The organism is Parafrankia discariae, from assembly GCF_000373365.1.
Lineage (GTDB): Bacteria > Actinomycetota > Actinomycetes > Frankiales > Frankiaceae > Parafrankia > Parafrankia discariae.
Genome location: NZ_KB891115.1, coordinates 72586 through 90347 on the forward strand (window position 1 = coordinate 72586; position 17762 = coordinate 90347).

Consider the following 17762-nt stretch of genomic DNA (forward strand, 5'->3'; position numbering starts at 1 on the left):
GTCAGACGCCCACCGATCCGGTCCGCTGGGCGACGAAGGCTTCGCGATCGATGATTCCGCCCATCGCGAACACCGCCACCAGTACCTCCAGCACCCGGTTGGGCTGAACCCGGCGGCGGAACGAGCCGGACCCGTCGAGGGCCTTCTCCGCCCCGGTCGCCGAGGCGAAGTGCAGAGTCGCCCGCTGGCATTCACGCACGGGCGCGAGCCAGGCCGTCGCGTCCCGGCTGTACAGGAGCGCGTACGCGAAAGAGCTCTCGTCGTGGATGTCGTCCAGGTTCACCCACTCCCGCAGGCGTTCCTTGCGATACCAGTCCTGGACCGGCGGCTGAAACCGCAGGACGTCGGCCTTGTTCACCACGACCGCGGCGTTGACGTCGTACAGACCGGTGTTGAGGTTCTTACGGCCGACGAGCTTGAGCTGACCGAGGACCGCGTTGAACGCCTCGTCCTCAAGTTTCTGCCGGTCGCCCACCAGACCGCTGTGGTGCGGGTCGACGACGAAGACGAGGGCCCCGGCGGCGTTCACGAAGTCGGCCGAGCGCTTGTTACGGACGAAGCTCTCGCCACTGATGTCATAGAAGGTGACGAGGCGGTCGCGCCCGGTCCGCAGATTGCTGACGATCACGGCGTCGATGAACTCCACCGGCTGGTCCGGCGTCTGGGTGGCCGCCAGGACCTTCGAGTCGACCAGCAGCGGGTCGACCTGCTTGGTTACGTAGTCCTGGTGTCGGCGCGGGTCCGCCACCGTCACCGACAGGCCGAGATCGTCGAGGCCGCGCTGGTTCACGAGCTGGCCGATCATCGCCGCCAGCAGATGACTCTTCCCCACCCCCGTCGCGCCGACCATCCCGATCATGAACGGCTCGCCGTACCAGCCGTAGGGATAGAACAGGTAGTGCGGCTGGTCCTTGTACGGGTTGGGGCATTTCACGTACTTGGTCGCCAGCCAGGCCTGGAACCGCCGCCGCTGCGGGTCCTGGTCCTCCTCCCGGAAGCGCCGGAGAAGGTTCTCGTCGACGGGCTCGTACTTCTCCTGCTCGGCGTTGTACTCGTGGAACTCGCCCTCGTAGGCGTCCGGCCACTCCTCGAAGACGTACAGGCAGATCGGGCATCGCACCTCGGACACGGCTGTCCCCCGTTTCCAGTTACCGCTACAGGCCGCGCAGACCGACGATGACCACAACCACGAGCACCAGGGCCGCGATCAGCGGGATCGCGTACCGGGCCCACTGGTCCGCCCTGGTTTCCGGCCACGGCTGCGGTGCGGTGCCGTGCGACGGCTGTGGCGGCGTGTCCCGCCCGGTGCGGCGTCGTTCCTTGTCGTCCCGCAGGGCTTTGAACTGCTCGAGCCCAGCCACCATCCCCGCGGGGTCGTGCCGAGTCCGATGCGCGGGCTGTGCCGCACCCAGCCGTTTGAGCATCTCGCCCGCGGTCACCCGGGAGTTGGGCCGGAAGACCCCGGAGAAGAAGTAGTCGTCGAACCATTCCGTTGTGATGGGCGGGTCGGCGTCGAACCGCCCGGGGCCGGACTGGCCCGGCCCGAACTGGTCGGTGTCGAACTGCCCGGGGCCGGACTGGCCCGGGCCGAACTGGTCGTCTCGGCGCTGGTTCCCGCGGGCGCCGTCCAGCAGGCCGGCCAGGGCCTCCGGCGGCTGGCCGGTGGCGAGGTGCAGGATGATCAGGCAGGCTCGGGAGACGTCCTCGGTGTGGTCGGCGTAGAGGTCGTCCCGGGGCGGATCAAGGGTGCTCCACGGCGGCGTGTCGACATGCAGGCGGCGTTCCCCCGCCCAGCAGGCATGGCTGAAGTCGAGGATGAGGGCGGTCTCGCCGTCCCAGAGGATGTTCTCCGGGGTCAGGTCCCGGTGCACGATCCCGGCGGTGTGCAGCCAGTACAGACCCATGAGAAGACTGACCGCGAAGCGGCGGCCCTCCTCGCGGCCCAGCCGTCCCCCGCTCCGCAGCCGCCGCCCCAGCGTCTCGCCCCGGGGCAGCGACGTCGTCAGGAGGAAGGGGGCGTCGCCCTCGCCGTAGCAGATCAGGCGGACCAGCTCGTCCGGGTACGGGTGGCCCCGGCCGGGGCTCGGGCCGTCCCGGCGCATGGCGTGCCAGAGAGTGAGGAGAATCTCGATCTCTCCGCGGAGTTCCTCCGCCACCCGCCCGTCGGCCGGGGCGACCAGTTTGCGGGCCACGGCCTGACGATGACCGTCCGGGGTGACCAGCGTGCCGCGCCGCACCTGGTACGGCGGGCCGCTGACCTCGCTGGTGGACCGGAACCGCACCCACCAGCTCTCCTGACGGCCCTCCGGAGTGTCGCCGGTGACACGCTCGTCGTTCTCGGGCATGCCGTTCCCCGGTATGCCGTGCTCAGGCGTCTCGTGCTCGGGTGCGCCGCTTTCGGGCGTGTCGTACTCGGGAACGCCGTAACTGGGAACGCCGTAGTCGGGTGTGCCGTAGTCGGACGCCGCGTAGTCGGGCGTGCCGTAGTCGGGAGTGTTGTAGTCAGGAGTGCTGTAGTCGGGAGTTTCGTTCTCGGATATGTAGTATTCGGGCACCTCGTGCTCACTCATTCCGGTGCACCGCCCACCAGGCGACGCCCGCGACATTCCCGAGCAGGAGTGCCAGCAGGATCATCTGCATGATCATATTTGTTCACCGGTGCCCCCTGGCCTGCGCTGCCGGCGTCCGCCCGAGCACCCCGCCGAGAACGAACCAGCCCGGCTCCCAGTAGAGATCCAGCCAGGTGTGCCCGACCTTCAGCGGGTACCCCCAGTCGTGCGGATCCAGCACGAGCTTCTCGGTCAGTGGCGTCTCGCCGACGACCACCTCATGGCGCGGGTTCGACGACGGCGTGATCGTGAGCTGACCGTGCGGATCGACGCGCACCGCGGCGTGCCTGCGAGTCGAGATGTGCTGGTCCCGCCGACCCGAGACGAGCAGGACCAGCTCCTGGTTGATGTCGGTGGCCGGCCCCAGTGCCCGGGGCCGGCTGCGGTCCAGCGGGTTGGCGATGTACGCCTGCAGCCCCAGGTCGACGGGCACCAGCGGCTGGCACTCCGGGCGACCTGGCCGGACGTCGGTGCTGCTCTCCAGCTCCACGACGAAACGGTCGTGGAACCGGACCGGCGGCCGGCCCTCCCGCTCCAGGATCGCCGTCAGCGTGTCCCGGACGGCCCGGCTCAGCCCGACCCGGCGAGCCCCCAGTGTCTGCGTGATCTGCCGGTGGTCATCCGGATTGACCCGCGCCAGGACCGAGCCGGGCGCGACAAGGCCGCGGTCGTACGTCGCCCGCAGGCTTGCGTCATACGTCTGCATGGCGAGCTGGTCCAGCAGGTCAGATGAACGCTGACCGCCCGCGAGCAGGTGGCTCGCCCATTCCCGCCTGCGTCTCCATTGCGCCTCGGCGCTCACACGCGTCTGTCACTTGAATACACGGCCGCCCCCCAACGACACGAACAGTGCATTGTCAGCATACGGTACAGCCACCGCCCTCGGCGGGGCACCCAGCCGGCGGTCAGATAACTGTTGGGCGGTTGGACGTCGACCGACCCGGTGGCGATGACAGCGGTGGTAGGTTTGCCGGGCCGCCGGCGGTTTCACCTCGGTCGGGGCGGCGCGGGGGGGCTATGAGTACGACCAGCAAAAAGCACACGAGGTCCGGGCACACGAGGTCCGGCCGTGGCGGCTGACGCCCCGCCAGACCCGCCGGTGCCGGCGGGCCCGGCGGTGCCGGCGGGCCCGGCGGCATCGTCCCGGCGGCGGATCGGGCTGTGGGGAGCCACCCAGAGCGGCAAGACGACTCTGCTGGCGGCACTGCAGATCGCCGCCGGCCAGCAGTCCGCGGGCAGCGACTGGATGGTCGTCGGCGCCGACCAGACGTCGTCGGAGTTCCTGGGCCGCAACATCGACATCCTGATCAAAGACAAGAAGTTCCCTGAGGGGACAATGGGTCCCGAGCCGCTCTCGTGGCTCTTCTACCGGCCCGACCCACCACACCGCGGGTTGACCCGATGGCTGCGCGAGCGGTTCCGCCGTCCGTTGGCCACCGGCCAGCAGACGTTCGAGATCAACACGCTGGACGTCGGCGGGTACATGTTCCTCAACCATCCCGGCGAGGTGCTGGACGACCCGAACGAGCTGTACTACGACGACGAGGACGCGGGGATCCCGCTCTTCGAAGGCCAGCGGACCTCGAGCGAGGAGGCCGACGAGGTAATCCGCAAACTGGCGGACTGCGACGGGCTGATCTACCTGTTCGACCCGGTAATCGAGTACCAGGAAAAGAACTCCTACCAGTACTTCGCGCGCGTCCTCAACGAGATCGCGCGGCTGTCCCACGACTCCGGGCGGATCCGGGACGGCAGGCTGCCGCACTACCTGGCCGTCTGCGTCAACAAAATCGACGATCCGGCCGTTTACCGGAGGGCGTACCAGGCCGGCTACCTGCTCACCGGCGACAACGAGCTGCTGCTGCCCGAGGTTCCCGCCGACTACGCCCAGGAGCTGTTCGAGACCCTGTGCGTAGGCCAGGAGGCGGGCACCGCCGAACAGGTTCTCGGCGTCATCCGGCAGTACTTCGACCCGAGCCGGGTGTCCTACTTCGCGACGTCGTCCATCGGGTTCTACGTGCGCCCGGGCCGGCTGTTCCGGCACAGCGACTACCGGAACGTGGCCGAGGGAGATGACGGGCACCCCCGGATCCGCGGGGAGATCCGGCCGATCAACGTCCTCGAGCCGTTCCTGTGGCTGGAGCACGCGATCCGGCGGAACCCGCCGCCGCAGCCGGCGCAGCCACAGCCACCGGAGCCCGCGGCGCCGTGAGCCGACCGCCGGTCCCGGCCGATCGCACTCTGGCGGCGGGCTGGGCGCTGATGGGCAAGGAACGGGGCGGCTACACCGACTACGTCGTGCTCCGTTCGAACGAGGCCTACTTCAGCAGGTCCGCCTACCAGTCGATCCTGCACCGGTACTCCCCGGGGACACCGCCCCCGGCGCAGCGGCCCAACCTGCCGGGCGCGCTGCCCTGGGTGACGGTCAGCTACGCCCCGCGCGGCCGTGGCAGCGGGGACACCGTGCTCGGGATCGCCGAGCGCGCCTGGTCCGACGAGGTCGACGCGTCGGGCCGCCGGGTCGCCCGGACGCTCCTGCTCTGCGTACCGTTCAGCGCGCTCGCCGCCGCGCCGGTCTCCTATCTGGGCCTGCACGCCGCCCTGGCCGGCCCGGAACTCCGGCACGCGACGACCGCGGACGACCGCGGTGACGACGGGACCGCCGGAGGTGGGGGTGCGGGAGGTGGGGGTACGGGGGACGGCCCGGACGGGCTACCGGTGGCCGTGCCGCGTCTCGACCCGGCCGGCATCGGCGACTACCTGGCCCGCGGGGGCGAGCGGCTGTTCCTGCTGGCCGCCGAGACGGCGGCGCTCGTCCTCGCCGGCCGGGTGGCCATCGTCGGCGCCCCGGTCACCGGGCCCGACGAACGGCCCGCGCGGGCACGGCTGCGGTTCCTCGACGCGGTCGCCGCGCTGCTGCCCTACGGCCACCGGGCCCGGCTGACCGCCAGCACCTGGGCGGTCAGCGGCGCCGCGCACCGCATCCGGCTCGCCTTCACCGACCGGCCCCGCCGGGGTGACCTGGTGATGCGCTGGCGCGACCCGCACGAACACCCCGCGGAGCTGCTGGGCCCGTCCGCCGACTACTACAACCTGCTGCTGCGGCTGCGCGACCAGATGGGCAGCTCACCGGCCGACCTCGTCGCCCACCTCGCCGGGTACCCCGCCGGCCGGCGCCGGGTCGGCCCGCCCGAGCACGCCTACTTCTGCCTCTTCCGACTGACCGGCAGTGGCGTCGCGGACGCGATGGGCGATCTGATCGCCCGGCGGCTGAACCCGCGACGGGTGTGGCCCGGCACCGAGTCCGCCGAGCCCGCGGCGCGGGAGGCCGCCTGGGAACAGGCGTTGGAGGACGCCGCCGGGCTGGTACGGACCGCCCGGGACGACATCCCGCCCCCTGACGCCGCGTCCCCCGGACGCACGCCACCCGGCAGCACCAGAGCGCGGACGTTCGACGACGAACTACGGGCCCGGGTCGCCCAGGTCCCGGTCGCGGGGGACGGCCTCGTGCTCGAGCTGATGCGCCTGGCCATCCTGGACGACGTCCAGACCGACAACGCCCGGCCCGCCCACACCCGGATCCGCCACGTCGACCACGGCGCGGCGGAGTCGACGCGACGCTGGCTGAGCTGGCTCGAGGGCGCGCCCGAGCTCGCCGAGCGGACGCGTCTCTTCCGCGGCGTGCTCGACGGCTCTCCCGTCTCGGATGTCGTCGCCGCGCTCGACGGCCAGGACAGGTATCTGCTGTCGCTCTCCCAGCTCGCCAGGCTCGTCGGCGCCGGCCCCGTCCTGGTGAGCCTGCTGACTCCGTGGTTGTGGCGGGTCGCCCCGACCCTGTCGCCACGCCACCAGCGGGAGTGGGCCGCCGAGATCCGCGGCTTTCGGATCGGGTCCGCCGGCGAAGCCGCCGACTACGACCTGCTCCTGCTGATGATGGGCGAGGCGCCCGGCAGGCCGTTGCGGCACCGGATTCACCGGATGGAAGCCGACTACGTGACCGCCCTGGGGGACCGCTTCGCCGACCTGGTGCGGGAACAGGGCGTCGACGGGCGGGTCGACCAGGTCCTGAGCACGCTGGCCCGGTCCGTCGGCGACACCGACGCCGACTGGCCGAAGGATCCGGCGAAGGCGGACCTCATGCTCCAGGCCCTGGAGCCGTTCGTGCGCCAGGTACGGGCGGGCGCGGACGCCCGCCGCCGGCCTCCCGGGCTGACCGCGCTGACCGACGCGGTCAGCCGCTACCTGCGGGACAACCCGCGGGCCAGACGGCGGCCGGCCGGCAGGCGCTGGCTCGACGCATGGCTACCCACCGGATAGGACCCGGTTCCTATCCCAACGGCAGCACGGTGGACGGCCCGCCGTCGGCCGGGCTGAGCAGCAGCACGCCCAGGCGGGAGCGATCCACCCGGATCCCGACGTGGTATTCACCGGGCGCCAGCCCGACCGGCAGCGGGACGCGCACCGCCTCCGGGCTGGCGCCGCCACCGACCCGGACGTCCACGGCCAGCACCTCACCGGCGGACCCGTCATGGTGGACGGTGACCGGCCGGCCGGCGTGCTCACCCCGTTCCAGGGGGACATCGCCCGCCGAGATCACCCGCAGGTTCCCCGCGCCCAGCCGCCCGGCCAGGACGCGGTGGACGCGCACGCTCACCGTGTGCGGGTAGAGCTCGACGGCACGGACCCTCCCCGCGGCGAGCAGCGCGGCCCCCCGGGCAGCCGCGTACTCCGGTTCGGCGACCGGCCGCACCGCCACCTCCGCCGCCGCGCCGCCCGGTGGGTCGACGGGCCAGGTCTCGGCGATGGCCTGCCGGACCGCCATCGCCGCCAGCGGCAGGAAGCCCAGACCACCGACGATGATCACCTCGAGCCAGGGCTCGTCCGCGGCCGGCCGCGGGGCCCCGGCTCCCGGCGGTGTGTCGTCCGGCGGCGCGGAGGGGCGGCGCAGGTCGTCCCGGTGGCGCAGCAGCCCACCGACGGCGGCCCGCACCGTCCGGGCCACTGGTTGGAAGGCGGCCAGCGTCTCGCCCGCGGTCAGCCGCCGGCCGGAACCGAAGACCAACGCACCGGCGCCCAGCCGACGGGGATCCCCGGCAGCTCTCGCCAGCACCGCGACGGCCCGCTCCCGGCTGGCGCGGACACCGTCCAGGAACGTCAGGACCAGTTCTGTCTCCGCCCCGACCCGAGCCGAGTCATCCGCCCGAGCCGGGTCGCCTCTCGACCAGGTGTCCCCCAGCCGCGCCGGGTAGCTCAGCGGCCACGTTGTTCCAGGCGGGGCCGCGTCCCCCGGCGGCCACATGTTCCGCGGTGCCGGGCCGCCCAGTGGCAGCGGGCCGCTGACCCGCGCGGTCCTGTCGTCCGATGTCGGTCCGCTGATCAGTGGGGTCTCGTCGCCCGGGGGCGTCGCCGCTTCGCCGTCCGGGCCGCTGTCGTCCAGATCAGGATCGTCCGGGTCGGCATCGTCCAGGTCGGCATCGTCCGGGTCGCTGTCGTCCGGGCCGCCGGGGCCGGCGCGGCGGACGGCATCCGCGGCGAAGCGGCGGCCGGCGTACCCGGGCTGGAGACGGCGTTCCAGCAGCCGAACGGTCGCGACACCCACCGGAGCGGTGTCGGCCAGGTCAGGGCAGATCTCCACCAGCGCGGCCTCCACGGCGTCCGCGCCGATGTCGCAGACTAGGACGAGGCGTCCCGCCGGGGCGAGGTCTCCGGCGGCCGCGAGCCGGGCGGCCCGGACGGCCGCGGCGCAGACCGCGGTGCTGTGAACAGTGACCGCGCCCGGGGGCAGCCGGAGGCTGTCGGCCAGCGTCCGCCGGACCCGGGCCCGGGTCCGGGCACCCGCCTCGTCGCGGAAACTGTCGCCGGCCACGGCGACGGTGAGGCCGGCGACCGATGCCAGGTCCCGCGCGCCGGCCTCTCCCATGATCATGAATCCGGTGTCACCGGTCAGTTCCGCGAGGAGTTCCCGTCCGGCCGCCGACGGGTCCCGCCGCGCGTTGGCGTGACCGGTGACCAGCCACGTCCCCGGCCGGACGGGGGCGGACCCGATGTCGCCGGTCCAGGAACGACCGCGTCCCAGGACGTCTCCCGGGGCACCCGCCGAGACGGCGTCCAGGACGACGATCCTGGTGAACTGAGTGCCGAGGTCGACGCCCGCACGGCGGCCGGGCGGTGCCGCGCTCATCTGGTCGACCCGGCCAGGCCGGCGCCGGCCTGGCCGGGCGCGCCCGAGCCGGCGGCGATGCCCGCGGCCCCGGTCCGGAGGAACGCCGCCACCAGGTCCGGGCGCACGGCCTGGAGCAGCTTCAGCAGGTGGGCGAGCCGCCCGGACGGCCGCTGCCGCTCCCGGTAGCGGACGATCTGCAGCGCCGCCAACAGTGCCTCGTCCCCGAAGGGCACCAGAACCCGCAGGTCGGGGATCTTGTTGTCCGGGCCCGCCAGCGCCGTCTGGAAGACGTGCAGGGCCGGCGGTGGCCCGTTCGACGGCGTGAGCCAGCTCAGCCAGCCGTTGTCGGGGGCACCCAGCGCGGTGAACACACCCGCCCGGGTCAACTGGATGACCAGGCTGACCGCGGCCGCGGGCAGCTCCCGCAGCGCCGCCTGGACGGCGTCGCCACCACCCGCGAGACGCACCAGCAGCAGGGCTCCCTCGTGCACCCGGGCCACCCGGGCGGCGTCCTTCCCCCCGGTACGGATCATCCGGGCGAGGGCGGGGTCGAGTCGCTCGAAGACCGCCAGGCGGTCGGCGAACGTGACGGCGTCCTGCACGTCGGCCATGGTGCCGTCGGAGAGCAGGGTCGCGAGCGCGTCGGCCTCGTCGGACTCCCGGCCGAACCGGCCGGCGAGCACGGTCTGCCGCCGGCCGCGTGCCTTCTCCAGGCTTCTACCGGCTGTCAGCGGCGAGAGGAAGGCCGGGTTCGCGTCGGTCAGCACCTCGAGCAGGTCGTCGGCCTGGTCGAAGTCCAGCGCGTCGTGCCAGATCGACATCGCCTGTATCAGGCCCGCCGTGTCCTGGAAGAGGGTGCGGGCCGCCAGCAGCCGGCCGAAGTAGTCCTGACCGTAGCCCGTCCGTGGCTGGGTGGCCTCCGGCAGGTCGTCCCAGCGCACGATCAGCCTGGGCCGGCGGCCGGACGTCTGCGCCCCGGTCGTGAACGCGAGCCGGAAAGGGGCCGGGTCGCTGGCCGCGGTGGCCGCGGTCATCCCGGCGAGCAGGCCGGCCGGCAACAGGGCCAGCACCGCCTCGACGAAGGCCAGGCGCTGCCCCACGGACAGCGTCGCCGGGGCGCCCACCACCGACACCGGCCCGTCGAGCAGGCCGGCCGCGACGGCGGCGACCGCGCCGAAACCGAACGCGTCGACGTCGTGGGCGATCCGGTGCTGGTCGGCGGTGACCAGCGGCAGCCGGCTCGGCCGGGTTCCCGCCGCGGCCTGGGCCTGGAGACACAGGTCGACCAGGCTGACACCCGATTCCAGGAACCGCTGGTATCCGGTGTGGCAACACCAGCCCGAGCCACGCACCGCGATCCGTCCGCCGCCGTCGCCGAACAGCACCAAACCGTCATCACCGGCGGCGGACGTGTACAGCCGGGCGAGCTCCCAGATCCCCCGGCCGTCGCCCGAGCCGGGCGGCGGGGCCGGGGCCGGGTCCACCCAGCCCGCTCCGAGCGCCGCCCGGCTGCCCGCGGCCGGCCGGGGCGGGCCGGCTTCCGGGTCACCGGCCGGATCACCGGCCGGGTCGCCGGCCGCGGCCACCGGGTTCCTCCGCAGCAGGCCGCGTCTGGGCCTGGGCTCACCGATCAGCTCGCCCAGCCGCTGCCGCTCCTCGGCGCGGCGGTTCGGCGACAGATCGTCCAGGATGGCCGTCCAGAACCTGCGACGGGCCGTGCTGAACGGTGCCTGGTCGGCTTCGGCCCGCAGCCAGTCCTCGAGTGCCGGCACGAGGGCCGCCGCCCAGCCCTGCCACGCGGCGAGCCGGGCGAGGGTCTGCAGCGCGCGCTCGCCGATCCCGGCCTGGGCGCCGACCGCGGCCAGATCCGGGTAGCCGACAGCCTCCCGGCCCTCCCAGACGAGCAGCACCTTGAACGGACGCAGCACGGCCTCGCTCTGCGGCCTCCCGGCGGCGGCCAACCACTCCACCAGCTCCAGCAGCCCGGGCGTTCCGCGGGTGTCGAAGTACCGCACCAGCACCTGCAGGGTGCACACCGGGTCGAGGGCCAGCCTGTCCCGCACAGGTGCCCAGGCGTCACCCTGGCCGGCCGGCCCTCCGTGCTCCCGGATGATGTCCGTGGCGAGGGTGATCGCGTCCGCCGGCGGCGAGGTGTCGCCGGGCCAGGGAGTCAGCAGCCCGCCGACCATCGCGGCGGACATCGCCCCGGGAGCCCGCTGCAGATGGGGCGCCAGCTGGTGGTACTCCCGTCCACCGGCGACGCAGAGCTGTACGGCGAGGTCGGCCACCGGACGGGCCAGCGCCGGGGTCCAGTGGCGGGCGACACGCGCCAGGTCGTCCGGCCGGGCGTGCGGGACGAGCCGCGGCACCAGGATGCCGGCCGGGTCCGCCAGCCCCGGCAGGGCGTCCAGGTAGCGCCGGATGGTCTCCAGGCCGGCCTCGCCGGCGGCGACCCGGGTGTCCAGGTCCCGCGCGGCGGCCTCGGCGAGGGCCTGGACGATCTCACCGGGGCGGCTGAAGCTGCGCGGCACGGTGTCCGACGCGAGCCAGCCCAGGAGGGCGCGCAGCCGTGCCTCGTCAGGCTCCCGGTGCTCGGGGGTGGGCACCCAGGCGACGTCGGCCGGCTGGTCGCCGTCGAGCAGGTAGGTCAGCAGGGCGGCGTAGCGCGCGCCCCATCCGTCGGACGCACCGGGCCCGCCGGACGGACCCGGCGGGCTGGACGGACCCGGCGGGTCGTCGAGGTCGAAGCGCGGCGGGGCCAGGGGGTCGACCTGCCGGCCGGTGCCGCCGAGCTGCTGCCCGAAGGCGACGCGGACCCGGTGGCTGGTCGTGACGTCCACCCAGGTGCCAGCGGCGAGGACACCCTCGGCACCGGCCGGCAACAGCGCGACGACCAGGTCGAGGAAGGCGATCCGGGCCGGTTGGGCCGCCAGCTCGGGGACGGCGCGCAGCGTGATCGGGCCATCCAGCGCCAGCCCGGCGGCGGCGATCGCGCCGCGCAGGTAGCGCGGGGCGGGTCCGGCCAGGGCTCCGGCCCGGCGGTCGGGCCAGCCGGGGACCGACAGGTGCAGCGGCTGCTCGCCGTACATCTGGTGCACCCGCCCGAGGTCGCTCACCGTCACGTCCCGCACCGTCTCGTACAGCGCCGCGAAACTCCCCAGCCCCCAGCGGAAGTCGTCCAGTGGAAGGCAGAAGAAGCGGGTGGGGACGACGACCCGGTTGGTGGCGTCGACCGCCGTGGACGGCTCCGCGGGCCACTCACGGATCGCCACGCCCACGTAGGGGGTGTCGCCCGAGGTGGCCGCGGTGAAGGTGATCCAGGGCAGCGCGTCCGGCTCGTCCGGGTGCTCGCCGGCCGGCGAGCCGGGCGAGAAATGCTGAATGATCCGTTCCAGCGCGGCCGGCCGCAGCCGGGCGGCGGAGGAGCACAGGATCTGGTAGTCGTCGCGCTGCCCGGGTTCCTTGCCCAGCAGCGCCCAGTCGAGGTCGACGCCGGTCACGACGCCGGCCCCGACGCCGCCTGGGTGATCCGGGTCACCAGGCTCACGATCGGCTCCAGCACGTTCATCGGCCGCACCAGACCGCGGACGCGGGCCTGCCCACCGGTCATCACCACGTTCGCGTAGTCGGCAGGACTGAACCTCCCGTCCTGGTCGAGGTGGAAGCCGATGGACGAGGTCGCGTAGTAGCGAACCCGATCCTTCTGGAAGAGTCCGTCGATCGCGCCGCGCAGGTAGGAGGCGCTCGGCGAGCTCGCGCAGAGCTGCTCGAAATAGCGGCTGGCGACCTTGTCGTCCAGCCTGGGCGACCCGGGCCGGGCAGCCAGCTCGGCGAGCTGGGTGGGATCCAGTGCCACCCCGAGGACCCTCGGGTCGTCGAACTTCGTGATGCAGACGGAGAGATGGTGCGGCAGCGCCCCGCCCTGGGTGTCCCCCGCGGCGCGGACCCGCCGGAACACCCGGTTGATCATGGCGTCGAAGTAGGCGAGGTTGTCGCGGTCCTCCCGCTCCCGGATCGGGTCCAGGAGCAGGACGATCCCGTCGCAGCGGACAAGGTAGTCCATGAGCTCGGTCTGCGCCGCGAGCCGCGGCCCCGGCGAGGGGCCGGCCAGGGTGCTCGGCCCGGGGTCGTCGTCGAACCTCAGGTCGTCGCCGCCGCGACCGACGACAGCGAGGCCGTTGCCGACGCCGTTGCCGCGACTGTCGCCGTTGCCGCGACTGTCGCCACGCGTGCCGTTTCGGGTGTCCCCGGCCCCGGCGTCTCTGAAGAAGCTGCCGGGGACGTCCAGGAAGTCGAGCGAGAAATCGATCGGTCTCGGGCTGCTCGGCCCGGACGGCCGCACCCGGCCCTGGAAGTCGAGCCGCAGCTTGGTCGTGGCCTGGGTCGCCTTCGGGAAGGTGTGCGTCTGGAGCAGCGTGTTCTTCAGCTCCTCGAAGGCGACCTCTGTCGTGGTGTCCCCGTTGGAGACGGTCCACTGGACGGATCTGCCCCGCGGCTGGCGGGCCGCGTGCTGCATGGCCGCGAGCTGTATGACGGCCATCATGGTCGTCTTCCCGCTGCTCGCCGCTCCCCACAGCCCGATGCGCACCTGCTTCGGGGACCGCCGGTCCCGCCGGGGCGGGGGGGCCGGCGGGACCGGCGGGACCGGGGAAAGCCGGTCAGACGGCACAGTCCCTCCAGACCGGGAGTAGCGACCGCTGGACCCGGAGAACCGGCCGGACGTCGGACGTGTCACCACACACCGCCCGTCGCGGCCCCGGCGGCCGGGCCGGCGGCGCCGGCGGCCGAACTGGCGGCGTCGGTGCACAGCGGCAGCGGCAGCGGCCGGCCGGCCGGCCCGGCGAGCACCCCCAGCGCTTCGGCGACCTGCCTTGCCGACGCCGTCCCGAGGCGGAGCAGCGCGTCCGCGCCCAGTACGTTCCAGGCCGTCCCGGCCCGGGCCGGGACGGCCGCGCCCGCCTGGGCGAGGTCGGTGCTCAGTTCCCCCCGCACGGCCACCCGGCGCGGGCCCCGTTCGGCGACCAGGTCGTCCATGATCCTTCTCCAGTCGTGACGGACCAGGCAGGGCAGCGTCAGGTCGTCCGCCTCCTGCCTCGGCGGATGCGGCGGCCGGGCGCCGATGGTCACCAACGCGGCGGCGGCCCCGCGGCGCCAGGGCAGCCGGGCCGCGGCGGCCAGTGCGTCCTCCAGGGCCGCGGCGAAGTCATGCTGCGGTGCGCTCGGACGCCAGTCCCGCAGCACCGCGCGGACCCGCGTCACCGTTCCCGGCCCCGCGGCGCGCACCGTCGGCTCCCGCCCGCGCCGCGACCGGCCCAGAAAATCGTGATCGTCGAAACCGAGCACCGTGAACCGGAGCGACTCCGGGTCGGCGTGCTCGGCCTCGACCAGGGCGAGCAGGTCCTCGACCAGCCGCAGCCGGGGGGCGACGGCCTGGGCCGTCCCGGCCGTCTCCACCAGGCAGACGACGTCCACCGGGCTGGCGCCGTAGTACCGAGGGAGGCCGGCCAGCAGCTCCGGCCAACCCGAACCCGGGTTGTCGACCCGGATGCCGTCGGGTTCGAGGAAGCGAACCCGGCCCGGCCCGTCCAGGGCCAGCCGCAGCCGCAGCTCGGTGCCCGGGGCCACCGCGGCCCAGCCGAGGGCGATCGGCGCCCAGCGGTACGGATCCGAATCGGTGTGGGCGCTGACCGGCCCGCCGGCCACGATCGCCAGCGCCAGCTCGGCCGGAGCGAAGCCGGGCGCCGTGACGGTGACCTCGGCGGTCGGCGGCTGCCCACCGGTGGCGACGGCCCCGGGGTGGAACAGATCCCGGGTGCGCAGGCGCACCTGCCGGGTGGCCTGGTCGACCTCCGCCACGACCAGCCCGTAGCTGACGGCGAGCGGCACCCGCCGCAGCGCCGTGTCGAAGGCGACGACGAGGCTCTCCCCGCGGCGGGCGCGGGCCTGATGAACCCCCGGGCCACCGCCGGCCCGGCGCTGGTTGTCAGCCTGGCGCCGCTCGTGCCCGTCAGCCCCGCGCCGCCCGTCAGCCCGTCGCGGATTGTCGGCCCGGCGCAGGCTGTCGGCCAGGGCGTTCCCGGCCTGGCTGATCATCGGCCAGTCGACCGCCGGCCGGACCAGCAGGATCTCGGCGGCCCGCGTCCCGTCCACCGCGGCGAGCACCGGGGCGAGCGAAGCGGGTCGGATGTCGTCCCCCAGGCCGCCGGCGAGGCTCAGGCGGCGGGCGTCCCGGTCCGCGGGCAGGGCGGGGAGCAGCTCCGACCAGTCCCAGGCCCGGGTCGCCACCGGTCGGCCGGGCACCCCGCCTGGGCCGGGCGCCAGCGAGCTGACGACCACGGCGTCGGGCTGGAGCTCCACGACCGTGATCCGTCCGGCCTCGCCCGGCCCCATCCGGCGAAGCAGCGAGCTGAGCACGACCGCCAGCTCCGGCGCCGACGGCCGGCCGGACGCGCCCACCGGGCCGGTGGAGGTCGCGATCGCCGCCCGCTCAGCGCCGCGCGCCGCCCGCTCAGCCGCAAGCGCCGCCCGCTCGGCGGCGAGGGCGGCCGCGCTCGGTGGCCCGCCGTGGACGAGCGCAGCGAGGCGGGCCGGCAGATCCGGGTCGGCATGTTCCAGGGCGGTGTGCTCCAGGGCCGCGAGCACCCGGGCGACCGCCCGCAGATCGCGGCGGCGCCGGGCCCGCGTCAACCGCTCGTCGAACGCCCGCCGCAGCTCCGCCGTCACCTCGCCGAGGACGTAGTCGCCACGCAACTGCCAGCCGCAGCGCGGGCAGGTGACGTCCTGCCGCTCGACCCGCCGGTGGCAGACCGGACAGCCGGCCGCCGCTGCTGCCGTTGTCGCCGGGGCGGGGTTCCAGGCCACCGGAGTCGTCTCCCCCATCATCTGGTGATCGCGGACATCGCCCGCGCCGGGGCCGGGGGCGACGCTCAGCACGTCGCCGTTCGGCCGTTCGGCCGGACGGCCGCCGCGAGCCGGGCCGCGACGGGCCTCCGGCCGCGGTGGACGTCCCCGACCACCCGGCAGGCGTCCCGAAGCGGGGATCCTCGCGCAGCCACGGAGACGGGCCGGCGGGCTCGGGCACCGACACGCCTACCCCACGGAAGGCGGAGCGGGCGGACTGCCGGATGACGGCGACAGCAGCCGTGTCCGTGGTCGTTCCGGTTGGGCGCCGGCCGGCGCCGGCGGACCGCTCAGTGCCCCCATCGACCATAGGTGTCGCCGGAGTCGCCGTCGAAGAACGGACCCGGGGGCTGGACCGGATCGCCGCTCGGGTAGGGCTGCCGGCCATCGTCCTGCCGCACGGCGGTGACCGGTTGTGACCGGGGACGTCCCAGCAGACTGTCGAGCCAGGACCGCCGAGACACGGTCTGCTGCGCCGGGACAGCGGGCCCGGTCGAGAACGACTGGGGGAACAGGAACTGCTCCGGGTTGCGCCTGGCCTGCCGGAGCGCCCGGCGTTTGTACTGTTCGAGGGCGGCCTCGCTGGCCTGCTCGACCGCCTCGGCCCCCATCTCCCAGCCCAGTTGTCGGCGGCGGTGCAGGCCGGTGTTCTCCAGGATGGTGTCCGCCCGCCGCTGCCGGATGCGATCCTCCTCGGCCCGCAGCCGGCTCCTCCCGTCGAGGGCGACCGCCTGCTCGTAGTCGGTCGGTGGGCCGATCGAGATGAAGAACTTGACGATGATGGGCAGGCACTCGATCGCCGTGATGAACACCAGCAGGAAGCGGTGGGCGAGCCCCAGCGCCGGCCGGTGCGCGGTCAGGTTGTCCAGCGCCTCCATGCGAATGAGCAGGCCGTTTTCCTTGCCGTTCTCTTTCCGGAAGCTGTTGACGGACTCGGTGCGCTGCCCGGTTAGGGTCTCCAGCTCCGCGGACACCTCGGTCAGCCGGGAGCGCGCGGTCGTCACCTCGGCTCCACGGGTGCTCTCGCCCGCCGTCCGCGCGTTCTGCTGGGCCGTGGTGAGCTGCCGTTTCAGCTCGTCCAGCTCACCTTTGAGGCGATCACGGATCGCCACCTTCTCCGCGTAGGCGGGACCCCGGCCGACCCTGGTGCTGCCGCAGGTGCCCTCGTTCTCGCAGACGACGTTCTGCTCGGCCTGGTTGTACTCGGTCTGCTTGGCGTCAACCAGCCCCTGAACGCGGATGACCTCGGGATCCTTGCTGACGTCCACGGAGGCGTCGGAGTCGATCGTGTTCTGCAGCTGGTCCCGCTCCGCGGTCAGCGCCGTGATTCGCCGGCCGCGTTCGTCGGTCTGCGAGGTCGCCAGGAACGCGCTCTCCCGCTCGCTGCGCATCTGCGCGAGCTCGGTCGTGATCTCCGCCTCGAAGATGCGCAGCACCAGCGGGGTGGAGATGACCACGCCGATCAGCAGCGCGAGAACGAGCCGGGGAAGGGCGACCGGCAGGATCTGGTACCAGTGATCCCGACGCTGCATCGAGACCACGAGCCACCGGTCCAGGCTCATGATGGCAAAACCCCAGGCCAGGCCGAGGATCAGGTAGAAGAACGGGTTCAGACCCAGCGCCATGCGCAGCGCGAACGCGCAGGAGATGGCAGCCATGGTCGACGTCGTGAGCACGGCGCCGCCGATACCCACGTACTTCGCCACGTCGGACGGAAACCGGTTCAGTATCTCCGTGTTGGCACCGGACAGCCACAGCAGGATGCGCGTGACCCGCGACTGGCGGCGGGTGACGTCCGGCGTGGCGGTGCCCGGCGGACCGCCCGGCCCCGGGCTGCCCAGAAAAAAATTGTTTGACATGACGCTCCCCGTTAACGTCATTACCCGGCACCGCGGCGGCTTGACAGCCCGCCCAGCCGGATGAAGTGGCCCATCAGAACACTACCCGTAGACCGGATCCCGCGGCCGGCCGCGGCTCGTTTCCGGCCGGCTCGTCACGGCCGGCTCGTTCCGGCCGGCATCGTCACAACCGGCATCGTCACGGCCGGCGCCGCGATGGCCGCAGGGCCAGGCGAAACGACAGGTGTGGCA

Annotated in this window: 10 protein-coding genes; 2 read left to right on the plus strand and 8 right to left on the minus strand. The window is 73.5% G+C overall.

Annotated features, from left to right (window positions below; translation table 11 throughout):
- Position 1: 1 nt before the first annotated feature.
- The 3 genes from B056_RS0105425 to B056_RS0105440 all read right to left on the minus strand — a co-directional run bounded on the left by B056_RS0105425 (position 2) and on the right by B056_RS0105440 (position 3411).
- Complete coding sequence (locus B056_RS0105425) at positions 2 to 1129, minus strand: hypothetical protein (protein WP_018500884.1); 1128 nt, start codon at positions 1127 to 1129, stop codon at positions 2 to 4.
- Positions 1130 to 1154: 25 nt separating this feature from the next.
- Positions 1155 to 2570: a protein kinase domain-containing protein gene (locus tag B056_RS0105430; protein ID WP_026239364.1), complete on the minus strand. Its 1416-nt coding sequence runs from the start codon at positions 2568 to 2570 to the stop codon at positions 1155 to 1157.
- Positions 2571 to 2652: 82 nt separating this feature from the next.
- On the minus strand, positions 2653 to 3411 hold the full coding sequence (locus B056_RS0105440) for a hypothetical protein (RefSeq protein ID WP_154676845.1): 759 nt from the start codon (positions 3409 to 3411) through the stop codon (positions 2653 to 2655).
- A gap of 267 nt (positions 3412 to 3678) precedes the next feature.
- Between B056_RS0105440 and B056_RS0105445 the strand changes: the two genes are divergently transcribed.
- On the plus strand, positions 3679 to 4821 hold the full coding sequence (locus B056_RS0105445; protein ID WP_195905839.1) for a hypothetical protein: 1143 nt from the start codon (positions 3679 to 3681) through the stop codon (positions 4819 to 4821).
- Positions 4818 to 6926 carry a hypothetical protein gene (locus B056_RS0105450; RefSeq protein ID WP_154676846.1) on the plus strand — a complete coding sequence of 703 codons (2109 nt, stop codon included), beginning with the start codon at positions 4818 to 4820 and terminating at the stop codon, positions 6924 to 6926. The genes B056_RS0105445 and B056_RS0105450 overlap by 4 nt, the downstream gene beginning before the upstream one ends.
- A gap of 10 nt (positions 6927 to 6936) precedes the next feature.
- Here B056_RS0105450 and B056_RS35265 read toward each other — a convergent pair whose 3' ends face one another.
- From B056_RS35265 to B056_RS0105475, 5 genes are all read right to left on the minus strand, one after another.
- On the minus strand, positions 6937 to 8790 hold the full coding sequence (locus B056_RS35265; RefSeq protein WP_035750197.1) for a hypothetical protein: 1854 nt from the start codon (positions 8788 to 8790) through the stop codon (positions 6937 to 6939).
- Positions 8787 to 12272 carry a hypothetical protein gene (locus B056_RS0105460; protein ID WP_018500888.1) on the minus strand — a complete coding sequence of 1162 codons (3486 nt, stop codon included), beginning with the start codon at positions 12270 to 12272 and terminating at the stop codon, positions 8787 to 8789. Before B056_RS0105460 ends, B056_RS35265 begins: the two co-directional genes overlap by 4 nt.
- Positions 12269 to 13315, minus strand: coding sequence for a hypothetical protein (locus B056_RS0105465; RefSeq protein WP_230202828.1), 1047 nt, complete (start codon positions 13313 to 13315; stop codon positions 12269 to 12271). The genes B056_RS0105460 and B056_RS0105465 overlap by 4 nt, the downstream gene beginning before the upstream one ends.
- A gap of 188 nt (positions 13316 to 13503) precedes the next feature.
- Complete coding sequence (locus B056_RS0105470) at positions 13504 to 15705, minus strand: hypothetical protein (RefSeq protein WP_018500890.1); 2202 nt, start codon at positions 15703 to 15705, stop codon at positions 13504 to 13506.
- A gap of 257 nt (positions 15706 to 15962) precedes the next feature.
- Positions 15963 to 17531, minus strand: coding sequence for a DUF4407 domain-containing protein (locus B056_RS0105475; protein ID WP_018500891.1), 1569 nt, complete (start codon positions 17529 to 17531; stop codon positions 15963 to 15965).
- Positions 17532 to 17762: the final 231 nt, after the last annotated feature.

Excerpts from the sequence above, each read along its gene's own strand:
- B056_RS0105430 (WP_026239364.1), bottom strand. The coding sequence starts at position 2,570 with ATGAGTGAGCACGAGGTGCCCGAATACTACATATCCGAGAACGAAACT.
- B056_RS35265 (WP_035750197.1), bottom strand. The coding sequence starts at position 8,790 with ATGAGCGCGGCACCGCCCGGCCGCCGTGCGGGCGTCGACCTCGGCACT.
- B056_RS0105465 (WP_230202828.1), bottom strand. The coding sequence starts at position 13,315 with ATGATGGCCGTCATACAGCTCGCGGCCATGCAGCACGCGGCCCGCCAG.
- B056_RS0105475 (WP_018500891.1), bottom strand. The coding sequence starts at position 17,531 with ATGTCAAACAATTTTTTTCTGGGCAGCCCGGGGCCGGGCGGTCCGCCG.